The organism is Streptomyces sp. NPDC088254 (genome assembly GCF_044740925.1).
Classification (GTDB): Bacteria; Actinomycetota; Actinomycetes; order Streptomycetales; family Streptomycetaceae; genus Streptomyces.
The window spans coordinates 417,937-441,517 of the sequence record NZ_JBIURQ010000002.1; the positions used below are offsets into that span (position 1 = coordinate 417,937).

Sequence of the window (23,581 nt, forward strand, 5' to 3'; positions counted from 1 at the left end):
GGGCTCGCCGCGTCCGGTTCGGCACGCTTGCGCCGACTCACACACCGTCCTCACGAGGGCCTGCTCCCATCGCCGGGAGCGGGCCCTCGTCCGTCGTTAAGGTGAACCCCATGAGCGCACCCTCCCGCTTCGACCGCGGCCACACCGACGACCTGATGTCCTTCCTGACGGCCAGCCCGTCGCCGTACCACGCCGTGGCGAACGCCGCGGCACGGCTGGAGAAGGCCGGTTTCCGGCAGGTCGCCGAGACGGACGCGTGGGAGGGCGGCAGCGGCGGCAAGTACGTGCTGCGCGGGGGCGCGATCGTGGCCTGGTACGTCCCCGAGGGCGCCGCCCCGAACACCCCGTTCAGGATCATCGGCGCGCACACCGACTCCCCCAACCTGCGCGTCAAGCCGCTGCCCGACGCCGGCGCGCACGGCTGGCGCCAGGTGGCCGTGGAGATCTACGGCGGGCCGCTGCTCAACTCCTGGCTCGACCGCGACCTGGGCCTGTCCGGCCGGCTGACCCTGCGCGACGGCTCCACCCGGCTCGTCGACGTGAGCCGGCCGCTGCTGCGGGTGCCCCAGCTCGCCATCCACCTGGACCGTGCCGTCAACGACGGCCTCAAGCTCGACAAGCAGCGCCACCTCCAGCCGGTCTGGGGCCTCGGCGACGTCCGCGAGGGCGACCTGATCTCCTTCCTGGAGGAGGAGTCGGGGCTGCCCGCGGGCGAGGTCACCGGCTGGGACCTGATGACCCACTCCGTGGAACCGCCCGCCTACCTCGGCCGCGACGAGGAGCTCGTCGCCGGGCCCCGCATGGACAACCTGCTGTCCGTGCACGCCGGAACGGCCGCACTGGCCGCCGTCGCGGCCGGCGGCGCCGGCCTGCCGTTCATCCCGGTGCTCGCCGCCTTCGACCACGAGGAGAACGGCTCCCAGTCCGACACCGGCGCGGACGGCCCGCTGCTCGGCGGCGTGCTGGAGCGCTCGGTGTTCGCGCGCGGCGGGTCGTACGAGGACCGGGCGCGGGCCTTCGCCGGCACCGTCTGCCTCTCCTCCGACACCGGGCACGCGGTCCACCCCAACTACGCGGAGCGGCACGATCCGACGCACCACCCGCGCGTGAACGGCGGCCCGATCCTCAAGGTCAACGTCAACAACCGCTACGCCACGGACGGTTCGGGCCGGGCCGTGTTCGCCGCCGCCTGCGAGAAGGCCGGTGTGCCGTTCCAGTCGTTCGTCTCCAACAACTCCATGCCGTGCGGCACCACGATCGGCCCGATCACCGCCGCCCGGCACGGCATCCGCACCGTCGACATCGGCGTGGCCATCCTGTCCATGCACAGCGCACGGGAGTTGAGCGGCGCAGACGACCCGTACCTGCTGGCCAACGCGCTGACGGCGTTCCTGGAGGGCTGATCCCTCTCGGCCCGTCCCGGGACCAAGGGTGAGCCCCCGCATGCAAGTTGCCTCCCGGGGTATCCGGAGTCAGGGACCGGAACGACCGGTACACCGGACAGGGAGGCGACACTCATGGGCCTCGGCGGGTGCATCATCCTCATCGCCGTGGGAGCCATCCTCACGTTCGCGACCGACTGGGACATGCAAGGGGTCAATCTCGACCTGGTCGGCATCATCTTGATGATCGTCGGCCTGATCGGCGTGACGACCTTCAGCAGCATCGCCCGGCGCCGCCGCGTGATGGTGCCCCCGGCCTCGACCACCGTGGTCGAGACGGAACGGCGCCGCGACGGATACAGCGACGGATACGGCGTGTGACCACCGCGGCGGCGCCGCCCGGCCGGGGTCGGACGCTCGGCCCGTCGGGCTAGTGGCTGCGTCCCCCGGCGGCCGCCGGGGAAGCCGTACCGTCATGAGATTCCTCGTACGCGACCGGATCCTCGGCTTCGGTGACGACTACTGGATCGAGGACGACCGTGGCAACCAGGTCTACCTCGTCGACGGCAAGGCGCTCCGGGTGCGGGACACCTTCGAGCTGAAGGACACCCAGGGGCGGGTGCTGATCGACATCCGCCAGAAGATGTTCGCGCTGCGCGACACCATGGTGATCGAACGGGACGGCGAACCGCTCGCGACCATCCGCCGCAAACGGCTGTCGCTGCTGCGCAACCACTACCGCGTGTCCCTGGCGGACGGAAGCACCGAACTGGACGTCAGCGGGAAGATCCTCGACCGGGAGTTCGCCGTCGAGTACGACGGGGAACTCCTCGCGGTCGTCTCCCGGCGCTGGCTCCACGTGCGCGACACGTACGGCGTGGACGTCGTCCGGGAGGACGCGGACCCGGCGCTGCTGATCGCGATCGCGGTGTGCGTGATCCACCTGGCGGAGAAGGAGCGGGAGGACTGAGCCACTGCGCCCGCCGGACGATCCCGGCGGGCGGCGCCGCGATGCAACGGCACGGTGCTCAGCGGCGCGGGGGTTCCAGGCCGAGCACCCTGTCCTTCAGGGCCGGGAACTGCTCGCGCGTCGTCGCGGTCTTCGCCGGGTCGAAGTCGACCGTGAGGACCTCCTCGCCCTGACCGGCCTCGGCCAGCACCTCACCCCACGGATCCACCACGATCGAGTGACCCGCCTGCGGAACCTCCGCGTGCGTCCCGGCCGTTCCACACGCGAGCACGAACGCCTGGTTCTCGACCGCCCGCGCCCGGGCCAGCAGCGTCCAGTGCGACCGGCGGCGCTCCGGCCAGCCCGCCGGCACCACCAAGGTCTCGGCGCCCGCGTCGACGAGACCGCGGAAGAGTTCGGGGAAACGGAGGTCGTAACAGGTGGCGAGGCCCAGGATCGTCCGCGGCAGACGGACCGTCACCAGGTCTTGGCCCGCGCCCATCAGCACCGCCTCGCCCTTGTCGAAGCCGAAGCGGTGGATCTTGCGGTAGGAGGCGGCCAGGTCGCCGGAGGGGGAGAAGACGAGAGAGGTGTTGTAGAGGGCGCCGTCGGCGGCGTCCCGCTCGGGGACCGAGCCCGCGTGCAGCCACACGCCCGCGTCGCTCGCGGCCTTGGCCATCGTCTCGAACGTCGGCCCCTGAAGCGGCTCGGCCTCCGCGGCGAACGCGTCATAGGCGAACGCGCCGGTCGTCCACAGTTCCGGCAGCACCACCAGGTCCGCGCCGGCCTGCTCCCGTACGAGGGCGGCGGCCCGGACCCGCCGGGCTTGCACCGATTCGCCCTCTTCCACGGCGATCTGGATCAGAGAGGCGCGCACACTACCACCGTCCTGGCATTCGAGTCGTCCACACGGGCCTACGATCGTCACACGAAAGCACTGCCGGGGTGACTCCCAGCAGCGTAACTTGGGGGTCTCCCCCGGTTCGAGCCCAGCCGAGAACCGAGGAGCCCCCAGACGACGCCGACCGCCACCTCCCGCTGGCAACGCCGCCACCACCAGCCCGCCCGAGTACCGACCGCCGAGGGGTCCCGTTCCGTGAGTCTGCCTCCCACCCTCCAGCCCTACGCCGACGCCTGGACCCACTCCATCGAAGCGATATCCGAGCTGGTGCAGCCCCTGGCTGAGGCGGACTGGAACCGCCGGACGCCGTGCCCGGGCTGGTCGGTGCGCGACATCGTCTCGCACGTCATCGGCCTGGACTGCGAGATGTACGGCGACCCGCGGCCGATCCACTCCCTGCCCCGCGACCTCTTCCACGTGGCCACCGACCTCCAGCGCTACTTCGAGGTCCAGGTCGACGTCCGCCGGCACCACACCGCGCCGGAGATGACGTCCGAGCTGGAGTACACGATCATCCGCCGCACCCGCCAGCTGCGCAACGAGTCGCGTGCACCCGAGGCCACCGTGCGCGGCCCTCTCGGCACCGAGCTGACCCTGGAGCGGTCCATGCGCGACCACGCGTTCAACGTGTGGGTGCACGAGCAGGACCTGCGCGCCGCGCTCGGCCGTCCCGGCAACCTGGACTCCCCCGGCGCGCACATCGCGCGGGACGTGCTGCTGGGCGAGCTGCCCGCCGTCGTCGCCGACCGGGCCGACGCGCCGCGCAGTTCCGCGGTCGTCTTCGACGTGCACGGTCCGGTGGAGTTCCTGCGCACGATCCGCGTCGACATCCAGGGCCGCGGCACCCTGGAGACGGTCCCCGCGCTCGGGCCGGCCGCCGCCTTCTCCCTCGACTGGGAGACTTACGTCCGCCTGGCCTGCGGCCGGGTGACCCCGGAGGCGGTCGCCGACCGGGTGAAGGCGGAGGGCGAACCGGAGCTGACGGACGCGATCCTGCGGAATTTCGCCGTGACGAAGTAACCTCGCGCCACCGAGCAACGGGACGGGCCCGTCGTGAAGGTTCACGACGGGCCCGATGCGTGCATGACGCCGGAGCGTCAGCCGAGGCGCGCGAAGCCGTAGTTGAGCAGCTTCGTCGCGTCCTGGGCGCGCACGGTCGCGCTCGTGGAGGCCAGCACCGTGCCCACGACCGTCTTGCCCTTGCGGGTCGCGGCGAAGACGAGGCAGTACTTCGCCTCCGGGCCCGAGCCCGTCTTCACGCCGATGGCGCCGCTGTAGCTGCTCAGCAGCGTGTTGGTGTTGACCCAGGGCGCCATGGTGCGCGTGGAGCCCGTCTTGGTGGTCGTCTTCGCCGTGTACGACTTGGTGCCGACGATGGTGCGGAACGTCGGGCTCTTGAGCGCGTTGCTCGCGAGCTTCGTCAGGTCCTTGGCCGTCGAGTAGTTGGCGCCGTTGCCGATGCCGTCGAACGAGTCGAACTTCGTGTTCGTCATGCCGAGCGCCTTGGCCTGGGCGTTCATCTTGCCGATGAACGACTTCACGCGGGCGGCGCGGGTCGTGCCGGTGCCGAACTTGTCGGCGAGCGCGTACGCGGCGTCACAGCCGGACGGCAGCATCAGCCCGTACAGCAGCTGACGGACGGTGACCTTGTCGCCGACGATCAGCCGGGCGGACGAGGCACCCTTCGACACGATGTAGTCGCTGTAGGCCATCTGGATGGTGACCTTGGCGTCCAGGTTGAGATTCGACTGCGCGAGCACGACCTTCGCGGTCATGATCTTCGTCGTCGACCCCGTGGACATCCGGGTGTTCATACCCTTGTTGTACAGGTCGGCGCCGTTCGCGTTGTTCATCACGTAGCCGGTCTTGGCGGCGATCGTGGGCGTCGCAACGGCTTGCGCGGGCGCCGCGAAGAGGGCACCGGAGGCGAGCATCGCGCCGGTCGTGACGGCGACGGCTCCGGCTCGGCGGGTCCTGATGCCCTTGGTGGCGGTTATCAACTGAAATACCCCGATTACGTCGAATGCCCCTGCGGTGCGGCCGGGTTGAAGGGGGAGAAAGAAAAGGGGCCGCATGTGTGTGACACGTAAGTAGCACAGATGGTTGCGCTTTCGCTGCAACCGATTTCTCCGTCACACCCTCAGGGTCCGCATGATGGACTGCTCCTGCTCATGCGTACGCGTTGTATCTATCCTGTCCGCATGCCATCCGCCCCACCCGTCCCCGTCAGGCAGCCGCCCGCCACGGAGCGCGTCTACGCCCACGTCAAACAGGGTGTGCTGGACCGCCGCTACGAGGGAGGCGCCCTCCTCACCGAGGGAGAACTCGCCGAGGCCGTCGGCGTTTCGCGCACACCTGTGCGTGAGGCGCTGCTGCGGCTGGAGGCGGAGGGACTGATCAAGCTTTACCCAAAAAAGGGAGCCCTGGTGCTCCCGGTGTCCGCCCAGGAGATCGCGGACGTCGTCGAGACCCGGATGCTGGTCGAGGAGCACGCGGCCCGCAAGGCCGTCCCCGCCCCCGCCGGACTCCTCGCCCGCCTGGAGGAGTTGCTCGAACTGCAGAAGGCGCAGGCCGCCGCCGGTGACCTGGCCGGCGCCGCCGTCACCGACCGCTGCTTCCACGCCGAGATAGTCCGCAGCGGCGGCAACGAGATCCTCTCCCGGCTCTACGACCAACTCCGCGACCGGCAGCTTCGGATGGGCGTCGCCGTCCTGCACTCCCACCCCGACCGGGTCGCCAAGACCCTCGTCGAGCACGAGGAGATCCTGCGGGCGCTGCGCGCCGGCGACGCCGAGGACGCCGTCCGGCTCGTGCACCGGCACGTCGGCTGGTTCTCGCACCTGGCCCGTGGGGAGCTCCGATGAGGGCCGAGAAGCCCGGGGACCGCGAGCACTCCGGCGGGTCGGGGAAGCCGTGCGGTCGGGGGAGCGACTTCACCCTCCCAGGTGACCCGCCGGGCGGCCGTCGCGCCGTCGCCGTGTGGGGGATCGGCGTCTGCGTCTACTTCGTCGCCGTCATCTTCCGCACCTCGCTGGGTGTCGCGGGCCTGGACGCCGCCGACCGCTTCGACGTGAACGCCTCGGCCTTGTCCACCTTCTCCATCCTCCAACTGCTGGTGTACGCGGGGATGCAGATACCGGTCGGGCTGCTCGTGGACCGGCTCGGCACCAAGAAAGTGCTCGGCATCGGCGTCGTGCTGTTCACGGCGGGACAACTCGGGTTCGCATTCTCACCGTCGTACGGCATGGCGCTCGCCTCGCGGGCGCTGCTCGGCTGCGGCGACGCGATGACGTTCATCAGCGTGCTGCGGCTGGGCACCCGCTGGTTCCCGGCCCGGCGCGGACCGCTGGTCGCCCAGTTCGCGGGACTGGTGGGCATGGCCGGCAACCTCGTCTCCACGCTGGTGCTCGCCCGGCTGCTGCACGGCGTCGGCTGGACGGCCGCGTTCGCGGGCAGCGCGCTCGCCGGGGTCGTGGTCCTCGTGCTGCTGGTGCTGTTCCTGAAGGACCACCCCGAGGGGTACGAGCCCGAGCCCTTCCCGCACCAGGGGGCCGCGTACGTCCGACGGCAGATCGCCGCGTCCTGGCGGGAGCCCGGCACGCGGCTCGGACTGTGGGTCCACTTCACCACCCAGTTCCCGGCGATGGTGTTCCTGCTGCTGTGGGGGCTGCCGTTCCTGGTCGAGGCACAGGGGCTCAGCCAGGCCGCGGCCGGTGAACTGCTCACCCTGGTCGTGCTGTCCAACATGGCCGTCGGCCTCGTGTACGGACAGGTCGTCGCCCGGCACCACGGGGCCCGGCTGCCGCTGGCGCTCGGCACCGTCGGGACGACCTCGCTGCTGTGGGCCGCGACGCTGGCCTGGCCCGGCGCGCACGCCCCGATGTGGCTGCTGGTCGCGCTGTGCGCGGTGCTGGGGGCGTGCGGGCCGGCGTCGATGATCGGCTTCGACTTCGCCCGACCGGCCAACCCGCCCGAGCGGCAGGGCACGGCGTCCGGCATCACCAACATGGGCGGCTTCGTGGCCTCCATGACGACGCTGTTCGCGGTCGGCGTGCTGCTGGACGCGACCGGCAACGACTACACCGTGGCCTTCTCCTCCGTCTTCGTCCTCCAGGCGCTGGGCGTCAGCCAGATCCTGCGATTGCGCTCACGCGCGGCCCGCCGGGAACGGGAACGCCTGGTCGCGAGCCGGGTGTCCTCGGTGCACGTTCCCGTGTAGACGGGATTGCGGGACCGCGCCGGTTGCAGAGGCCGACCGTCTCGCGCAGCGGAACCGGCGGACTTCCCTCGCAATCGTGAACATCCCGACTTGTGCTGGCATATTCGATTTGCTCCACCCTACGGTCCGCGTCGGAGGTGGTTCACATGATCGAACCCAGCAAGCACCAGCCCGGGCCCCGGGCACAGCACGACGCGATCGATGTCAGCGACTTCGTCTACGCGGCCACCGGAGCACGCGTCCGGAGGCTGACGATGCCCGACGGGACGCACTGGTTCCCGGCGGTGGACGTCTGCAAGCGACTGGGGCACACCAACACGCAGAAGGCTCTCGCCGACCATGTCCCGGAAGGCCAGCGAGAGATTCTCGAGACCCTAACTGGAGGTTACGGTCTCAGCATTCCCGCAGGTAGAGAGTGGCGCCGAGACCTGAATGTGTTGTCTCTGCAAGGTCTCGTGCTGCTCGTCAACGCCTGCACCAAGCCCGCCTGCGCTCCCTTCAAGCAGTGGGTCGCCGAGGTGATCGAGACCGTGCAGCGAGAGGGTTCCTACACGCTGCAGGAGGCCGAGGTACAGCCTCTCGGCCCGGGCGCGCCGATCGCGTACGCCATGCCCGAGCAGGTCGCGGAGGCCATCGTCCGGCTGGAGGCGCACAACCTCCAGCTGGACGAGGACCTCGCGGCGACGCAGCGCGAATCACTCGCGGTGCAGAAGGAGTTGCTCGCCACGCAGCGCGAAGCGCTGGACATGCAGCGGGAAACCCTCGTCGTCCAGCGGGAAACCCTGGAAGTGCAGCGGGAGACCCTCGGCATGCACCGGGAAACCCTCGTCGTCCAGCGGGAGATGCTGGATCTGCAGCGAGCCGGGCTCGTCGCGCAGCAGATCATCGCGCAGGCCATGGAACGCATCGCCAACCGGCTCGACGTGCTGTCGCTGGACCGTCCGGCGCCGATCGCCGCGCTTTCCGCGCACCCGACCACCGAGGCCGTACTGGCCGACTGGCGGCAGCGGCTGTCCGTGACCTCGGACGTGTGGGCGGTCGCGGTGGTGATCGCGCCGGTTCTGGTCGAGCACGGTGAGCTGCGTCAGCCGCTCGCGTCGATCGCGGCCCGCACCGGACTCCCGGTCCAGCGGGTCAACGAATGCCTGCGTCTGCTGCGCAAGCACGCCTGCATCCACTCCATGGGCGGCAGTACGGACGGGGAGCCGGTGTACGTGCTCAAGCGTCCCTGAACGGAATAGAGGGAAGGGGCGGCCGCAATCCAGAGTTGCGGCCGTCCCTTCGTGTCTCAACTTACCGCTCTCAAGCCGTCAGGCCCAGGTGATCAGCCTCTTCGGCTGCTCCAGGACGGCCGCCACGTCGGCGAGCACCTTGGAGCCCAGCTCGCCGTCCACCAGACGGTGGTCGAAGCTCAGCGCCAACGTGGTGACCTGGCGGGGCTTCACCTTGCCCTTGTGCACCCACGGCTGGGGCTTGATCGCGCCGACCGCGAGGATCGCGGACTCGCCGGGGTTGAGGATCGGCGTGCCGGTGTCGACGCCGAAGACGCCGACGTTGGTGATGGTCACCGTGCCGCCCTGCATGGCGGCGGGGGACGTCTTGCCCTCCCTCGCCGTCGCGACCAGCTCGCCCAGGGACTCGGCCAGTTGCGGGAGCGTCTTGGCGTGCGCGTCCTTGACGTTCGGGACGATCAGCCCGCGCGGGGTGGCCGCGGCGATGCCCAGGTTGACGTAGTGCTTGACCACGATCTCCTGCGCCGCCTCGTCCCAGGACGCGTTGACCTCCGGGTTGCGCTTGATGGCGACCAGCAGGGCCTTGGCGATCAGCAGGAGCGGGTTGACCCGCAGGCCCTGCATGTCCTTGTCCTGCTTGAGCTCCTCGACGAGCTTCATCGTGCGCGTCACGTCGACCGTCACGAACTCCGTGACGTGCGGCGCGGTGAACGCCGAGCCCACCATGGCCTGCGCGGTGGCCTTGCGGACGCCCTTGACCGGGATACGGGTCTCGCGCGCGGTGTCGAACGACGCCGCTGTCACGGCCTGGGGGGCGGGCGGCGCCGCGGTGACCTGCTCGGGGACGGGCGCCGGCTGTGGAGGGGCCGCCTGGGCGGGGGCCGCCGCCGCGTGGACGTCCTCGCGGGTGATGATGCCGTCCGGGCCGGACGGGACCACCGTCGTGAGGTCCACCCCGAGGTCCTTGGCCAGCTTGCGCACCGGCGGCTTCGCCAGCGGGCGTTCCTTCACGGCCGCGGGCGTGCTGCCGTGGCCGTTCAGCTCCGCCTGTACGGCGGCGGCTGCCGGGGACTTGCGCGGGCGTCGCTTGGTGGAGGACGCGGCCACGCCGTATCCGACGAGCACCGGCTGACGGCCGGAGCCGCCTTCCGGCTCGGCCTCGGCCGGCTTCTCCGGGGCCTGGGCCGGAGCCTCGTCCCGGGCAGGGGCATCGGTCGGCGCCGGGGCCTGCGCGGGCGCGGCGCCGCCGGACACGTCGACCGCGATGATCGACATGCCCACGTCGACCGTGGTGCCCTCGGGGAAGTGCAGCTCGCGGACCACGCCGTCGTAGGGGATGGGCAGTTCGACGGCGGCCTTGGCCGTCTCGACCTCGCACACCACCTGACCGTCCGTCACCGTGTCCCCGGGCTGGACGTACCACTTGAGGATCTCGGCCTCGGTGAGTCCCTCGCCCACGTCGGGCATCTTGAACTCGCGTACGGACGCTTCCGTCATCGTCGTCACGACCCTCTCCTCAGTACGCCAGGGCACGGTCGACGGCGTCGAGCACCCGGTCCAGACCCGGCAGGTACTCCTCCTCCAGGCGCGCCGGCGGGTACGGGGCGTGGTAGCCGCCGACCCGGAGCACCGGGGCCTCCAGGTGGTAGAAGCAGCGTTCGGTGATCCGGGCGGCGATCTCCGCGCCCGAGCCGAAGAACACCGGCGCCTCGTGGACGACGACCAGACGACGGGTCTTCTCCACGGAGGCCTGGACGGCGTCGAAGTCCAGCGGGGAGACCGAGCGCAGGTCCAGGACCTCCAGGTTCCTGCCCTCCTCGGCGGCCGCGTCGGCGACCTCCTGGCAGAGCTTGACCATCGGCCCGTAGGCGACCAGCGTCAGGTCGGAGCCCTCGCGCACCACGCGCGCCTTGTGCAGCGGGCCGGGGATGGCCTCGGGGTCGACCTCGCCCTTGTCCCAGTAGCGCCGCTTGGGCTCGAAGAAGATCACCGGGTCGTCGCTCTGGATGGCCTGCTGCATCATCCAGTAGGCGTCGCCGGCGTTCGACGGGGAGACGATCTTCAGTCCCGAGACATGCGCGAAGAGCGCCTCGGGGGACTCGGAGTGGTGCTCGACCGCGCCGATGCCGCCGCCGTAGGGGATGCGGACGACGACCGGCAGCTTGACCTTGCCCAGGGAGCGGGCGTGCATCTTGGCCAGCTGGGTGACGATCTGGTCGTAGGCCGGGAAGACGAAGCCGTCGAACTGGATCTCCACCACCGGGCGGTAGCCGCGCAGGGCCAGGCCGATGGCGGTGCCGACGATGCCGGACTCGGCGAGGGGGGTGTCGATGACACGGGACTCCCCGAAGTCCTTCTGCAGTCCGTCCGTCACCCGGAAGACGCCGCCGAGCTTGCCGACGTCCTCTCCCATCACCAGGACCTTGGGGTCCTCTTCGAGGGCCTTGCGCAGCGACTCGTTGATCGCCTTGGCCAGGGCCATCTTCTCCGCCATGTCAGTTTCCCCCCTCGCCCGCGGCGAAGCCGTTGTCGGACTCAGTCGCGAACGACGCCTGGTAGGCGGCGAACTGGGCCCTCTCCTCGTCGACGAGCGCGTGCCCGTCCGCGTACACGTTCTCGAAGATGGCGAAGTGGTCCGGGTCCGGCATGGCGCGGACGGCTTCGCGCACTCGCCTGCCCAACGCCTCGCTCTCGGCCTCGAGTTCCGCGAAGAATCCCTCGTCCGTGTGGTTCGAGGCCTCGAGGTGCCGGCGCAGACGCAGGATCGGGTCCTTCGCCTCCCAGGCGGCCCGCTCGTCGTCGTGGCGGTAGCGGGTGGGGTCGTCGGAGGTGGTGTGGGCGCCCATACGGTACGTGTACGCCTCGATGAGGGTGGGGCCCTCGCCGCGGCGGGCCCGCTCCAGGGCCCACTCGGTGACCGCGAGGCAGGCCAGGACGTCGTTGCCGTCGACGCGGACGCCCGGGAAGCCGAAGCCCTGGGCGCGCTGGTAGAGCGGGACGCGGGTCTGCTTCTCGGTCGGCTCGGAGATCGCCCACTGGTTGTTCTGGCAGAAGAACACGACGGGGGCGTTGTAGACCGCGGAGAAGGTGAACGATTCGGCGACGTCTCCCTGGCTGGAGGCGCCGTCGCCGAAGTAGGCGATGACCGCGCTGTCCGCGCCGTCCTTGGCCACGCCCATCGCGTAGCCCGTCGCGTGCAGCGTCTGGGAGCCGATGACGATCGTGTAGAGGTGGAAGTTGTTGCCGTTGGGGTCCCAGCCGCCGTTGTTCACGCCGCGGAACATGCCGAGCAGGTTGGTCGGGTCGACGCCGCGGCACCAGGCGACGCCGTGCTCGCGGTAGGTGGGGAAGACGTAGTCGTCGTCGCGCAGGGCCCGGCCGGAGCCGATCTGGGCGGCCTCCTGGCCGAGCAGCGAGGCCCACAGGCCCAGCTCGCCCTGGCGCTGCAGGGAGGTGGCCTCGGCGTCGAAGCGCCGGGTGAGGACCATGTCGCGGTAGAGACCGCGGAGGCGCTCGGGGGTGATGCCGGCGACGTACGGGTCGTACTCGGCGTTCTTGACGCGCTTGCCCTCGGGCGTCAGCAACTGCACGAGCTCGGGCTCGGCGCCCCGGCCGGCGGTGGTGCGGGTGGTACGGGTGGTGCGCTTGGTGCCGGTGGCCTTGGCCGCCGCGGCGCGGGGGGCGCCCGCCGCCTCGGTGCCGGTGGCGCCGGCCTTGCTTCCGGCGCTGCGTCGCGGCTTGCGCGCGGCAGTGCTCTCCACGGTCACGTGTGCTCCTCCGTCGGTCCGGCCCCCGGGGTTGCCGGGTGGCCAGTGCGGCTCACCTGCATTCCGGCACCCGGGCACGGGGTGGGTGCCACTCGGCCGGAACAGGCGTGACAGGTTGCCCCGGCGAGCGCCCTGCAAGCCTCACGTTACCCAGTGCGACACATTTCTGTGAAACCCCTCCTGACCTGCGTTTTTGCTTGGATATCCAAGTAAAATCGGCAAAGTCGGGAAGGACCCTGGTCACAGCCTCGCAGGAGGCCGGAGCAACGGCACGTTATCCCGCGCACCCAGGCTGCGGGAAGAGTTCGCGTGCGAGTCCCGCCCGGGACGCGACAAGGAGGAATTCAGCTTTTCGGCCGGGCGCGCGCACGGACGTGGCGACGCGCGCGGGCGCACGGAAGCAGACGCGCGCCCCCCGCGCGCGGGTCGGCGGCCCCTGTGGCCGTGAACCCGACCGCCGGGGACCGCTCGGGATACTCCGTGACGCTCTGCGACAAGGCGCAGCTCAGAACCCTTCGGGGCCGGAACCGCCACGCGCGCGTGAGGCCCTGGCGGTTCAGGGCCCCACGCGCGCGTGAGGACGAGGAGTGAGGTGGCGAGCCGAGCCCGGTCAGCCGCCGGCGCCGAGGGTGGTGGCGCCCTGGACCGTGCCTTCGGTGGCCCCGCCGTCCGCACCGCCGCTGGCGTCGCCGGTCCCGCCGTCGGCGGTGCCGGGGTCGGTGGTCGGCGGGTTCGACGGCTCCGGGCTCGCCGGGTCGCTCGTCACCGTCTTCGACGGCTCCGGCGACGGGTCACTGGTCTCGGGCTGGGACGGCGTGAACGACGGCTGCCGCGACGGCGTCCAGTAAGACCCTCCGTCGGAGCCGTTGTCGTTCTCCGTGGGATCGGTGCTCGGCTCCTCGCTCTGTTCCTCGCTCTGCGACGCGCTGGGCGACTGCTGAGGAGGGGACTGCGAGGCGGACGGCGACTGCGTGGTCTTTCCGCCGCCGCCCTTGGTGCCGGTGTTGTTCAGCGCCAGGGCCACGCCGCCGGCGATCGCGATCACCGCGAGGACGGCGAGGATCCACAACTTGCCGCGGCCGCTGCCCCTGTTGCCGTGTCCCTCGAAGCCGCCTTCGTCGCCGTTGCCGTACCCCTGGGGCAGGATCGGCTGGGGGATCTGCGAGGTGCTGGGGCCTCCGCCGCCGGGCGCCATCACCGTGGTGCTCGCGAAGGCCGCCGCGGCGCCCGCGCCGGCCGCGGCGTCGACCGGGCCGGTGTTCCAGGTGCCGGTGTGGCCGCCCTGGTCGTACAGCATCTGCAGGGCGTACTGGACCGTGCCGCGCATCTCCTCCGCGGTCTGGAAACGGTCGTCGGGCTCCTTGGCGAGGGAACGCATGACGAGGCCGTCGAGCTCCGGCGGGCACGCGCCGTCCGAACTCCGCGACGGCGGCACCGGGATGTCCTGCACATGCTGGTAGACCACCGAGAGCGGCGTCTCACCGGTGAACGGCGGGCGCAGCGCGAGCAGTTCGTACAGCAGGCAGCCGGTGGCGTACAGGTCGGAGCGGTGGTCGACGGCCTTGCCGAGCGCCTGCTCCGGGGAGAGGTACTGCGGCGTGCCCATGACCATGCCGGTCTGCGTCATCGTCGTGGACGCGCCGTGCAGGGCGCGGGCGATGCCGAAGTCCATCACCTTCACCGCGCCGTTGTGCGTGATGATGACGTTGGCCGGCTTGATGTCGCGGTGCACGATGCCGTGCTGGTGCGAGTACGCCAGCGCCTCCAGGACGCCGGAGACGATGATCAGGGCCTGCTCGGGGCCCGGCGCCTCGGCGTTGAGCAGCAGGTCGCGGATGGTCCGGCCCTCGACCAGCTCCATCACGATGTACGGCACGCTCTGGCCGCCCACCACGTCCTCGCCGGAGTCGTACACGGCGACGATCGCGTGGTGGTTCAATCCGGCCACCGACTGGGCCTCGCGCGTGAAGCGCGCCTTGGACACCGGGTCCTCGGCGAGGTCGGCGCGCAGCAGCTTCACGGCGACGGTGCGCCCGAGGCGCACGTCCTCGGCTGCGAACACTTCCGCCATGCCGCCCCGGCCGAGTCTGCCGGTCAGCCGGTACCGGCCGTCCCCGACAAGTCCGCCGTTGCCCCACAACTCCGGCGCATCTGACATACCGCCGCCAGTCGCCTCGGGGTCGGACGGGCCCTGGGCGCGCTGCTGCTGTGCCATCAGTCCTCGCCGTCGTTTCTGCCCGCGGTGCGCGCGGTGTTGTTACGGTCTCCGTCGGCCACGCTACAGCCTCAGCGCAAGCCGCCGGTCCGGGATGAGCCCTGCCGTCGACCGGAGACGGACCGGTCATCAAACCTGCTTTCCGTACCCACGTGCAAATTGCGTGTACCGGGCGTACGTCCGCTGTAACGCTTGCGCGACGCTTCTTTCGCGTACGGTCACGGAACGGGCACCGAGCTTGACGTGTCAGTGCCCTCGGGCAGACTTGGCCGGGAATAGCACTTTCGATCAACAGTGAGCCACGGCGAGCAGGGCGCCCAGGGGCCTTACGGGGGACGCAGAAGATGAGCCAGGACGGCGCACAGGGCCGGTACGCGGGGCGGGCGCTCGCCGGCGGCCGCTATCAGCTGCGCGACTTGCTCGGCGAGGGCGGCATGGCCTCGGTGCATCTCGCCTACGACTCCGTGCTCGACCGCCAGGTCGCGATCAAGACACTGCACACCGAACTCGGTCGCGAACAGGCCTTCCGTGAGCGCTTCCGCCGCGAGGCCCAGGCAGTGGCCAAGCTCACGCACACCAACATCGTCTCCGTCTTCGACACCGGCGAGGACGACCTCGACGGCCTGACCACGCCCTACATCGTCATGGAGTACGTCGAGGGCCGCCCGCTCGGCTCCGTGCTCGACGAGGACGTGCGGCGACAGGGAGCGATGCCCGCCGACAAGGCGCTGAAGGTCACCGCGGACGTGCTGGCCGCCCTGGAGATCAGCCACGAGATGGGGCTGGTCCACCGCGACATCAAGCCCGGCAACGTGATGATGACCAAGCGCGGCGTCGTCAAGGTGATGGACTTCGGCATCGCGCGCGCCATGCAGTCCGGCGTCACCTCCATGACGCAGACCGGCATGGTCGTCGGCACCCCGCAGTACCTCTCGCCCGAGCAGGCCCTCGGCCGTGGCGTGGACGCCCGCTCCGACCTGTACTCCGTCGGCATCATGCTGTTCCAACTGGTCACCGGGCGGCTTCCGTTCGACGCGGACTCACCGCTGGCGATCGCCTACGCGCATGTGCAGGAGGAGCCGGTGGCCCCCTCCTCCATCAACCGGGCGCTGCCGCCGGCCGTCGACGCGCTCGTCGCCCGCGCGCTGAAGAAGAACCCCAACGACCGTTTCCCCACCGCCGTCGCCATGCGCGACGAGTGCCTGCGCGTCGCGGCCTCCTTCCAGGCCGCCCCGCCGAGCATCGTCGCGGGCACGCCCGCCCAGAGCGGCTCGGGCGTCGGCTCGGCGGTGTTCCCGCCGGTCGGCCAGACCCCGCAGCCGCCCGTGGGCAACGTCCAGACGCCGTACCAGCCGGTCCCGACGCCCAACCCGTACGGCACGCCCTCGACGCCCCCGCCGTCGTACGGCTACCCGCAGCAGGGCGGCTACCGGACGCCCGCCCCGCCCTACGGCGCCCACCAGCAGGGGCCGCACACCCCGCCCGCGTACAACATCGCCCCGCAGCACCCGACGGCCGTGGGCGCGGGCGGCGGCCGCAAGGGCGGCAAGGGCGTGGTCATCGGTTCGACGATCGTCGCCCTGGTGGTCGCGGGCTCCCTGATCGGCAGCCTGGCGACGAACGGCGACAGCGACGACCCCACGACCGGCAAAGAGGGTACGGGCGGCTCCAGCGTCTCGGCCTCACCGACGAAGGCGGCCGACCACCGCGGTCCCGACACCTCCAAGACGATCGACCCGTCCGAGTGCTCCGAGCCGCAGGAGTCCTACAACGACCCCGACAAGATCAGGGTGCCGGACTTCCAGTTCAAGTACGTCAAGTCGGTCAAGGAGTGCTTCCAGGCCGCCGGCTGGAAGATCAAGATCAAGACGGTCGACGAGAACACCTACGGCGAGGGCGCGGTCATGGACCAGTTCCCCTCCGCGGGGACGGACGTCGACCCGGCCAACATGCCCGAGATCGAGCTGAGCGTGTCCTCGGGGAACCCTCCCTCCTGACGCGGACCCCGCGGGTGTCGACACGATGAGGGCCCGGCGCCGGTGCGCCGGGCCCTGCTGTGTCCTGCCGTTTGTCCTGCTCTGTGTGTCCTGCCTTTGTCCTGCCTTTGTCCTGCGGATACGGATACGGTCCTACAAGTACGGGCCGCCTGAGCGGCCGCCCGTGCGCGGGTCGTCGCCGCCCTCGTTGCCACTCAGGCCCGGCGGCAGCGCGCGGCGCATCTGCTCCAACTGCGCCCGCGCTGCCATCTGCTGGGCGAACAGCGTGGTCTGGATGCCGTGGAAGAGGCCCTCCAGCCAGCCGACCAACTGGGCCTGTGCGATCCGCAGTTCGGCGTCGCTCGGGGTGGCGTCCTCGTTGAACGGCAGGGAGAGCCGCTCCAGTTCCTCCACGAGCTCCGGCGCCAGGCCGTCCTCCAGCTCCTTCACCGAGCTGGCGTGGATCTCCTTCAGCCGGGCGCGGCTGGCCTCGTCCAGAGGCGCCACGCGCACCTCCTCGAGAAGCTGCTTGATCATGCTGCCGATCCGCATGACCTTCGCCGGCTGCTCGACCTGCTCCGTCACCGGGATCTCACGGGAGTCGTCGTCCGTGTGGGCGCCGCCGAGCGCCATCCCGTCCTGACCCACGACCAGGATCCTCTGAGCGTTCTCCGACGACCTATCGTTCCTCGGCATCTCCATGCGGTCCATTCTCTCGCACCGGCACACCTCATCACCGTGGTGCCCCCGGAGACGGCTGATCCACCGTTTCCGTTCCGTCTCCGTTCGGAGCAGTCCACCATGCGTCTTGTGTGTGGATATGTGAGTGTTGTGGCTACTTTTCTGGCGGCTTGAACACCGGGAGGGGGTCACGATCGTGACTCCATGGCGACGGGGGTTGTGCACAGCGGGGGCCGCGCTGCTCGCGGCCGGCGGGTCGCTGTACGGCGGCTGCGCGGCGCACGCGGCGGGATCCACGTACGGGAGCCGCTCGGCGTACGTCTCCGTGACGGCGACCGGCTCGCCCTCGGCGTCTCCCAGCGCACCCGACCGGGCCGGCAGCCGGGCCGGAGAAGGCCGCGTGCGGCCCGGTCGGAGCCTGGGGACCGGCCCGGGGGACGAGGACGGGTACGCCGACCCGGACGGCGCGCAGGACGAGGAGGGCGACGGCGAGGGCGACCGGACCGAGGAGCCCGACGGCGCTGTGCACCCGCCCCGAGAGGCGGGGTTCGTGCCGTCGGCCTCGCCTCAGGCCGCCGGCGCCCAGGATCAGCCCGTCGGGCGCATGCTGCGCATCCTGCCGCTCGGCAGCGGACTGCTCCTCATCGGGCTCGGCTGCGGTCTCGCCTTCTTCGGCCTGCGCCTGCGCCGCGGCTGAGACACCGAGCCACCCGGTCCGCGAGGCTTCTGCCTAGCGGGAGACGGTGAGCAGCACCTTGCCGATGTGGCCGCTCTCCTCGACGATCCGGTGGGCGGCAGCCGCGTCGCTCATCGGGAGCGCGCGGTCCACCACGGGGCGGACGCCCCCTGCGGCCAGCAGCGGCCACACGTGCTCGCGGACCGCCGCGACGATCGTCGCCTTCTCCTCCAGCGGGCGGGCCCGCAGCGAGGTCGCGCTGATCGCGGCGCGCTTGGTGAGCAGCGCGCCGATGTTCAGCTCGCCCTTGGCGCCGCCCTGCATGCCGATGATCGCGAGGCGGCCGTTGACGGCGAGGGCCTGGACATTGCGCTCCAGATACTTCGCGCCCATGTTGTCGAGGATGACGTCGGCGCCCGCACCGCCCGTGGCCTTCTCGATCTCTTCCACGAAGTCCTGCTCGCGGTAGTTGATCAGGATGTCCGCGCCCAGCTCGGCGCACCGCTCCAGCTTCTCCGGGGTGCCCGCCGTGACGGCTGCCTTCGCTCCGACGGCCTTGGCCAGCTGGACGGCCATGGTGCCGATGCCGCTGGAGCCGCCGTGCACGAGCAGCGTCTCGCCCGGGCGCAGATGAGCGATCATGAAGACGTTCGACCAGACGGTGCAGGTCACCTCGGGAAGCGCGGCGGCCGTCCGCAGGTCGACCCCGTCGGGCACGGGCAGCAGCTGCCCCGCCGGGACGGCCACCTTCTCGGCGTAGCCCCCGCCCGCGAGCAGGGCGCACACCTCGTCGCCCACGGCCCAGCCGGAGACGTCCGGGCCCAGGGCGGCGACACGGCCGGAGCACTCGAGGCCGGGGTACGGCGACGCGCCGGGCGGCGGGTTGTAGAAGCCCTGCCGCTGCAGGATGTCGGCACGGTTGACGGCGCTGGCCGCCACCTCGACCAGGACCTCGCCCTCGCCGGGCACGGGATCGGGGACCTCGTCCCACACCAGCGCCTCGGGACCACCAGGTTCGGGAATCGTGATCGCATACATGAGAGGGACGCTACTCCTCCGCTCACGCGATCTCAGAGGCGTGGCGCCGACGGGCGCTCCGGGGGCACCCGCACGATCGTGACCAGACGGTCGGTCAGCTCCAGAACACTCACGGCCGGATCGTCGTAAGCCAGGATCCGGTGACCGCGGACGACGCTCACCACCAGATCGTCCGTCTCCCGAGGGCTGCGCCCCGACTCGGCCTTGGTGACCGGGCGCTCCACGATGTCGAGGCCGCTGCCCTGCCGCATCAGATCGTCCATGATCACTCCGGCCGAGGGGCTGAGCACGGACAGCCCCATCAGACGTCCGGCGGCACCGGCGCTGGTGATGACCTCGTCGGCGCCGGACTGCTTCAGCAGCGGGGCGTTCTCCTCCTCGCGCGCCGCGGCCACGATCTTCGCCCGGGGATTGAGCTGGCGGCCGGTCAGCACCACGAGGACCGCCGTGTCGTCCCGATCGGTGGCGATGATGATCCGCCCCGCCCGCTGCACCTCGGCCTTGCGCAGCACATCGCTGCGGGTCGCGTCGCCGACCACGCCCTCATAGCCCTCGGCCGTCGCCGCCGCGATCGCCTTCGCACCGGGGTCGATCACCACGACCTGCTCCTTCCGCAGCCCCGCCGCACAGGCGGTCCGGATCGCGGACCGTCCCTTCGTGCCGAAGCCGACGACGACAGTGTGGTCACGCAAGGGGACCTCCGGAATGCTGGGCGAGCCTGCGGGAAGGGGTGTTGCTGGGTGACGGGCGTGGGGCCGCCGGGAACCATGGTGCCCACCGATCGAATCACCACACAGGGGCACGCGTTGCGAGACCACGAACGACAGCCGGCCACGACGAGCCGGCTCTCCCTCTTCAAGTCGCTGTGGCACCGCCGCTCGCGCCTCGAGGCCCGCGACGACGCGGAGGCGGGCCGCTCCATCACCATGCCGGTGCACAGTGGCCTCCCCCCGCTCCAGCAGGTGCTGCGCCGCCTCGCGCTGGCCCTGCTCGTCCTGTTCGTCACCACGCTGATCGTCTACGCCGACCACGACGGCTACAACGACAACTCCGACGGCCAGGTCGACTTCCTCGACGCCGCCTACTACGCCACCGTGACCCTCTCCACCACCGGCTACGGCGACATCACGCCCGTCGGTGACGCGGCCCGGCTCATCAACATCCTCGTCATCACCCCGCTGCGCGTGCTGTTCCTGATCATCCTGGTCGGCACCACGCTCGAAGTGCTCACCGAGCGGACCCGGCAGCAGGTCCGCGTCCATCGCTGGCGCACCCGCACCCGTGACCACGTCGTGGTCGTCGGCTACGGCACTAAGGGCCGGCACGCCGTGGAGACGCTCGTCGGACAGGGCATTCCCAAGGAGCGCATCGTCGTGGTGGACGCCCAGCGCAAGGCGGCCCACGCCGCCGGTGACGACGGGCTGGTGTCGGTGACCGGGGACGCCACCCGCCAGGAGACCCTCCTCAAGGCCGAAGTCCCCCATGCGGCCCGCGTGATCGTGGCCCCGCAGCGCGACGAGACCGCCGCGCTGGTCACCCTCACCGCCCGGCAGCTGAACCGGCGTGCCACGATCGTCACCGCCGCCCGCGAGGACGAGAACGTGCCGCTGCTCAAGCAGAGCGGAGCGGACACCGTGGTCACCAGCTCCAGCTCCGCCGGCCGACTGCTCGGGGTCTCCATGGTCCGTCCCGCCGTGGCCAGGATCCTGGAGGACCTGATGACCCTCGGCAGCGGCCTCGACCTCATCGAACGCCCCGTCGCCCAGCACGAGGCGGGGAAGAATCCGCGCGCCTGCAAGAACCTGATCGTGGCTGTCCTGCGCGGCAAGGAACTCCTCGACTACGCCGACCCACGGCTCACGGAACTGCGCCAAGGAGACCGTGTGATCACGGTCAGCCGGGCGGTGGTCACCGAGCAGACCTGAGGCGGGACTGGGTGGCGGGAGGGTGCACGGTTTCACGTGAAACAAGGCTGACGCCGGCCGGGACAGCCCCCTACCGACGTCGGGCCGGAAGCGTGCTGGATGCCCGGTCCGACATGTTTCACGTGAAACGCCCCTGCGTCAGCTGATGCAGGATGCGATGCCCGTCGCCCAGGGCAGATCGAGAAGCTCGACCTCCTGGCCGGCTCGCGCGCCGCCCTGCGGTACGACGACGAGAGCATCGGCCGCCGCGATGCCCCGCAGCATCGCCGGACCGTCGTAGTGCAGCGGCACCGCATGGTCGCCCCGCAGGAACACCGGGACGATCCGGGTGTCGTACGGATGCCCGTGCACCGCCTCCCTCAGCGGCAGGGTGTACGGCTCCGACGCCGGGAGTCCGACGAGGATGCGCAGCAAGGGCTCGGCGAGGGTGAGAAGGCCGGAGACGGCCGCCAGGGGGTTGCCGGGCAGGCCGACCAGGTGCTGGTCGGGCTTGGTGCGGGCCAGCAGCATCGGATGGCCGGGGCGCACCTGGACGCCGTCGACCAGGAGGTCGGCGCCGATGCGGCGCAGGACGGGGCGGACATGGTCGACGGGCCCTGCGGCCGTGCCGCCGGTGGTGACGATCAGGTCGGCCGGGGACGTCGTGAGGGCCTGGTGCAGGGCCTCCTCGTCGTCGCCGATCCTGCGCAGGGCCACGATCTCCGCACCCAGGGCGCGCAGCCACGGCGGGAGCATCGGTCCGAGCGCGTCCCGGATCAGACCGTCGTGCGGGCGGCCTTCGGTGAGCAACTCGTCGCCCAGGACGAGCACCTCGACACGGGGCCGGGGGACGGCGGCCAGCGTGTCGTAGCCTGCGGCCGCGGCCAGTCCGAGGACGGCCGGGGTCACCACGGTCCCGTCGGACAGCAACTGGTCACCGCTGCGGCACTCCTGGCCGCGCGGACGGATGTCCTGGCCGTGCTGGACCTCGCGGGTCGCGTGCAACCGCCCCTTCTCGTCGGTGCGGCCGTGCTCGCTGCGCAGTACAGCCGTGGCGCCCGCGGGGACCCGGGCGCCGGTGGCGATGCGGACGGCCTCGCCGTCGGCGAGGGCCGCGGGCTCGGCGTGTCCGGCGAGGACACCCTCGTCCTGTACGGCCCAGGGGCCCGGTCCGGAGACCGCCCAGCCGTCCATGGCGGAGCTGTCGAAGGAGGGCAGGTCGGTGAGGGCGGTCAGCGGAGCGGCCAGCACGAGGCCGAGAGCGTCGTCGAGCGTGACGGAGACGGGTGTGCGGCGGGCGGCGACCGGGCGGGCGGCACGCGCGGCGATGGCGCGGGCCTGGGCCCAGGAGGTGGCGCGGTGACGGTCCTCGTGGGGTGGCGCCGGGGACGGGTCGGGCCCGTGGGAGGCGTCTCGGGCGCCCTGGGCTTCCCGGGGCCGGTGGGAATCCTCGGCCTTCCGTGAGCCACGGGATGCGTAGGCGTCGCGGCTGTCACCGTGTCCGGTCGTCTCGTTCACGAGGGCGAGCACCTCCTCGACGTAGTCCTCGTCGAGGTCCTCCGTGTCCTGGCCGCCCCGGGTCCCGCGGGCGGTCATCCGGCGTCCGGGCGGGTGTCGGGCGTGGCGTCGGGGGCGACGTCGGGGCGGCCACCGGAAGGCGGTGAGTCGTCCGAGGGCGCGCCCGTGGACTCGTCGGCCCAGCGCGCGGCCAGATCTGCGGCCTTGCGGGCGGCTTCGGCGACGGCTTGTGGGCCGCCTCCGGCCCGGGCGGCGGCATAGCCGACCAGAAAGGTGGTCAGCGGGGCCGCGGGCCGGGCCACGCCGTGGGCGGCATCCCGGGCGAGGTCGAGCAGGGCGCCGGTGTCGACGTCGAGATCGATGCCCAGCTCGTCCTTGACTGCGGAGATCCATTCATCCAACACGTGGCCATGCTCCCTGATGCGTGCTCTGGCGGTGGCGATGTCATCCCAGGTGTCGCAGTCGAAGGATGCGACAGGGTCGGGAACGCGGGTGAGGTCGAGCCCGGCGGTCAGCCGGCGCAGGGGGAGGCCGATGAGGCCGCCGCCCCCGCCGGTGTCCCCGGACGACGGCCCGTGGCCGGCCGTCCCGGTCTGTGCGAGCGCGGTCAGTTCACGCCGGAGGGCGGCCGTGCGGTACGCGGCGACGAGCGGCTGGTCGCGGCCGTCGGCGTCGCTGAGCAGCACGCCGTCGGCGGCGTTCGCCGTCAGCGTGGCCAGCAGCCGCCGCACGGTGTCCGGCCCGAGGAAGGGCAGATCGGCGGAGAGGACGACGACGCGGTCGGCGGTGGTGTGGCGCAGTCCGGCGTCGAGCGCGGCGACCGGGCCCGCGCCGGGCGGGTCCTCCCGGGCCCACCGCACGACGCGGGCGGTGGGCCGGGGATCGGCGACGACGACGGTCGTGCGCGCGCCGGCGCAGGCGGCGAGGACCCGGTCGAGCAGCGCACGGCCGCCCACCCGCACGCCGGGCTTGTCCGCGCCGCCGAGGCGGCGGGCGCCGCCGCCGGCGAGCACGACGGCGTCGTGCACGGGCGGCTCGGCGTCATGCACGGGCGGCTCGATCGAGGTCACCCTCCGAGTATGCGCGGGGTCCTCGATCACGGGGAACGCGGGATGTCCCGCCC

Annotated in this window: 20 protein-coding genes and 1 pseudogene; 10 read left to right on the plus strand and 11 right to left on the minus strand. The window is 71.4% G+C overall.

Going from position 1 to position 23,581, the window contains the following annotated elements:
- The first annotated feature begins 110 nt into the window (after positions 1-110).
- From ACIOC0_RS08725 to ACIOC0_RS08735, 3 genes are all read left to right on the plus strand, one after another.
- Positions 111-1,403, plus strand: a complete 1,293-nt coding sequence (locus ACIOC0_RS08725; protein ID WP_402153855.1) for a M18 family aminopeptidase — start codon at positions 111-113, stop codon at positions 1,401-1,403.
- 114 nt (positions 1,404-1,517) lie between these two features.
- Positions 1,518-1,763 (plus strand): DUF6458 family protein, encoded by a 246-nt coding sequence (locus ACIOC0_RS08730; protein ID WP_352244607.1) that lies wholly within the window; start codon positions 1,518-1,520, stop codon positions 1,761-1,763.
- Between the two features lie 94 nt (positions 1,764-1,857).
- Positions 1,858-2,352, plus strand: coding sequence for an LURP-one-related/scramblase family protein (locus tag ACIOC0_RS08735; protein ID WP_402153857.1), 495 nt, complete (start codon positions 1,858-1,860; stop codon positions 2,350-2,352).
- A gap of 58 nt (positions 2,353-2,410) precedes the next feature.
- Here the strand turns inward: ACIOC0_RS08735 and ACIOC0_RS08740 are convergent, their stop codons facing one another.
- Entirely contained in the window at positions 2,411-3,208 is a 798-nt protein-coding gene (locus ACIOC0_RS08740) for a carbon-nitrogen family hydrolase (protein WP_402153859.1), read from the minus strand.
- 219 nt (positions 3,209-3,427) lie between these two features.
- Here ACIOC0_RS08740 and ACIOC0_RS08745 point away from each other — a divergent pair, with 219 nt between their 5' ends.
- Entirely contained in the window at positions 3,428-4,252 is an 825-nt protein-coding gene (locus tag ACIOC0_RS08745; RefSeq protein WP_402153861.1) for a maleylpyruvate isomerase family mycothiol-dependent enzyme, read from the plus strand.
- Between the two features lie 77 nt (positions 4,253-4,329).
- Here ACIOC0_RS08745 and ACIOC0_RS08750 read toward each other — a convergent pair whose 3' ends face one another.
- Positions 4,330-5,232 carry a D-alanyl-D-alanine carboxypeptidase family protein gene (locus ACIOC0_RS08750; protein WP_402153863.1) on the minus strand — a complete coding sequence of 301 codons (903 nt, stop codon included), beginning with the start codon at positions 5,230-5,232 and terminating at the stop codon, positions 4,330-4,332.
- A gap of 201 nt (positions 5,233-5,433) precedes the next feature.
- Here ACIOC0_RS08750 and ACIOC0_RS08755 point away from each other — a divergent pair, with 201 nt between their 5' ends.
- From ACIOC0_RS08755 to ACIOC0_RS08765, 3 genes are all read left to right on the plus strand, one after another.
- Positions 5,434-6,096, plus strand: coding sequence for a GntR family transcriptional regulator (locus ACIOC0_RS08755; RefSeq protein ID WP_402153865.1), 663 nt, complete (start codon positions 5,434-5,436; stop codon positions 6,094-6,096).
- The gene (locus ACIOC0_RS08760; RefSeq protein ID WP_402153867.1) at positions 6,093-7,451 is read left to right on the plus strand and encodes a nitrate/nitrite transporter; all 1,359 of its coding nucleotides are present in this window, start codon (positions 6,093-6,095) and stop codon (positions 7,449-7,451) included. The genes ACIOC0_RS08755 and ACIOC0_RS08760 overlap by 4 nt, the downstream gene beginning before the upstream one ends.
- 146 nt (positions 7,452-7,597) lie before the next feature.
- On the plus strand, positions 7,598-8,683 hold the full coding sequence (locus ACIOC0_RS08765; RefSeq protein WP_402154364.1) for a BRO family protein: 1,086 nt from the start codon (positions 7,598-7,600) through the stop codon (positions 8,681-8,683).
- A 78-nt stretch (positions 8,684-8,761) separates the two neighbouring features.
- Here the strand turns inward: ACIOC0_RS08765 and ACIOC0_RS08770 are convergent, their stop codons facing one another.
- From ACIOC0_RS08770 to ACIOC0_RS08785, 4 genes are all read right to left on the minus strand, one after another.
- A complete protein-coding gene (locus tag ACIOC0_RS08770; RefSeq protein WP_402153869.1) occupies positions 8,762-10,189 on the minus strand; it encodes a dihydrolipoamide acetyltransferase family protein in 1,428 nt (475 codons plus the stop codon).
- 10 nt (positions 10,190-10,199) lie between these two features.
- Positions 10,200-11,177 (minus strand): alpha-ketoacid dehydrogenase subunit beta, encoded by a 978-nt coding sequence (locus tag ACIOC0_RS08775; protein WP_402153871.1) that lies wholly within the window; start codon positions 11,175-11,177, stop codon positions 10,200-10,202.
- Position 11,178: 1 nt separating this feature from the next.
- Positions 11,179-12,450, minus strand: a complete 1,272-nt coding sequence (pdhA, locus tag ACIOC0_RS08780; RefSeq protein WP_351089987.1) for a pyruvate dehydrogenase (acetyl-transferring) E1 component subunit alpha — start codon at positions 12,448-12,450, stop codon at positions 11,179-11,181.
- Positions 12,451-13,060: 610 nt separating this feature from the next.
- Complete coding sequence (locus tag ACIOC0_RS08785) at positions 13,061-14,665, minus strand: protein kinase (protein ID WP_402153873.1); 1,605 nt, start codon at positions 14,663-14,665, stop codon at positions 13,061-13,063.
- 344 nt (positions 14,666-15,009) lie between these two features.
- Here ACIOC0_RS08785 and ACIOC0_RS08790 point away from each other — a divergent pair, with 344 nt between their 5' ends.
- Entirely contained in the window at positions 15,010-16,662 is a 1,653-nt protein-coding gene (locus ACIOC0_RS08790; RefSeq protein WP_402153875.1) for a protein kinase, read from the plus strand.
- Between the two features lie 132 nt (positions 16,663-16,794).
- On the opposite strand, the gene ACIOC0_RS08795 is transcribed toward ACIOC0_RS08790, so the two are convergent.
- Complete coding sequence (locus ACIOC0_RS08795) at positions 16,795-17,343, minus strand: bacterial proteasome activator family protein (RefSeq protein WP_402153877.1); 549 nt, start codon at positions 17,341-17,343, stop codon at positions 16,795-16,797.
- 175 nt (positions 17,344-17,518) lie between these two features.
- Here ACIOC0_RS08795 and ACIOC0_RS08800 point away from each other — a divergent pair, with 175 nt between their 5' ends.
- Positions 17,519-18,019 carry a hypothetical protein gene (locus ACIOC0_RS08800; RefSeq protein ID WP_402153879.1) on the plus strand — a complete coding sequence of 167 codons (501 nt, stop codon included), beginning with the start codon at positions 17,519-17,521 and terminating at the stop codon, positions 18,017-18,019.
- Positions 18,020-18,052: 33 nt separating this feature from the next.
- On the opposite strand, the gene ACIOC0_RS08805 is transcribed toward ACIOC0_RS08800, so the two are convergent.
- Together ACIOC0_RS08805 and ACIOC0_RS08810 are read right to left on the minus strand one after the other, a co-directional pair.
- Complete coding sequence (locus tag ACIOC0_RS08805) at positions 18,053-19,036, minus strand: NAD(P)H-quinone oxidoreductase (protein ID WP_402153881.1); 984 nt, start codon at positions 19,034-19,036, stop codon at positions 18,053-18,055.
- Between the two features lie 32 nt (positions 19,037-19,068).
- A pseudogene (locus ACIOC0_RS08810) lies at positions 19,069-19,728 on the minus strand (potassium channel family protein); the annotation flags it as partial.
- Positions 19,729-19,842: 114 nt separating this feature from the next.
- Here ACIOC0_RS08810 and ACIOC0_RS08815 point away from each other — a divergent pair.
- Positions 19,843-20,961 (plus strand): potassium channel family protein, encoded by a 1,119-nt coding sequence (locus ACIOC0_RS08815; RefSeq protein WP_402153883.1) that lies wholly within the window; start codon positions 19,843-19,845, stop codon positions 20,959-20,961.
- Between the two features lie 138 nt (positions 20,962-21,099).
- On the opposite strand, the gene ACIOC0_RS08820 is transcribed toward ACIOC0_RS08815, so the two are convergent.
- The gene (locus tag ACIOC0_RS08820; RefSeq protein ID WP_402153884.1) at positions 21,100-22,536 is read right to left on the minus strand and encodes a molybdopterin molybdotransferase MoeA; all 1,437 of its coding nucleotides are present in this window, start codon (positions 22,534-22,536) and stop codon (positions 21,100-21,102) included.
- Positions 22,533-23,528, minus strand: a complete 996-nt coding sequence (locus tag ACIOC0_RS08825; protein WP_402153886.1) for an NTP transferase domain-containing protein — start codon at positions 23,526-23,528, stop codon at positions 22,533-22,535. Before ACIOC0_RS08825 ends, ACIOC0_RS08820 begins: the two co-directional genes overlap by 4 nt.
- Between the last annotated feature and the right edge of the window lie 53 nt (positions 23,529-23,581).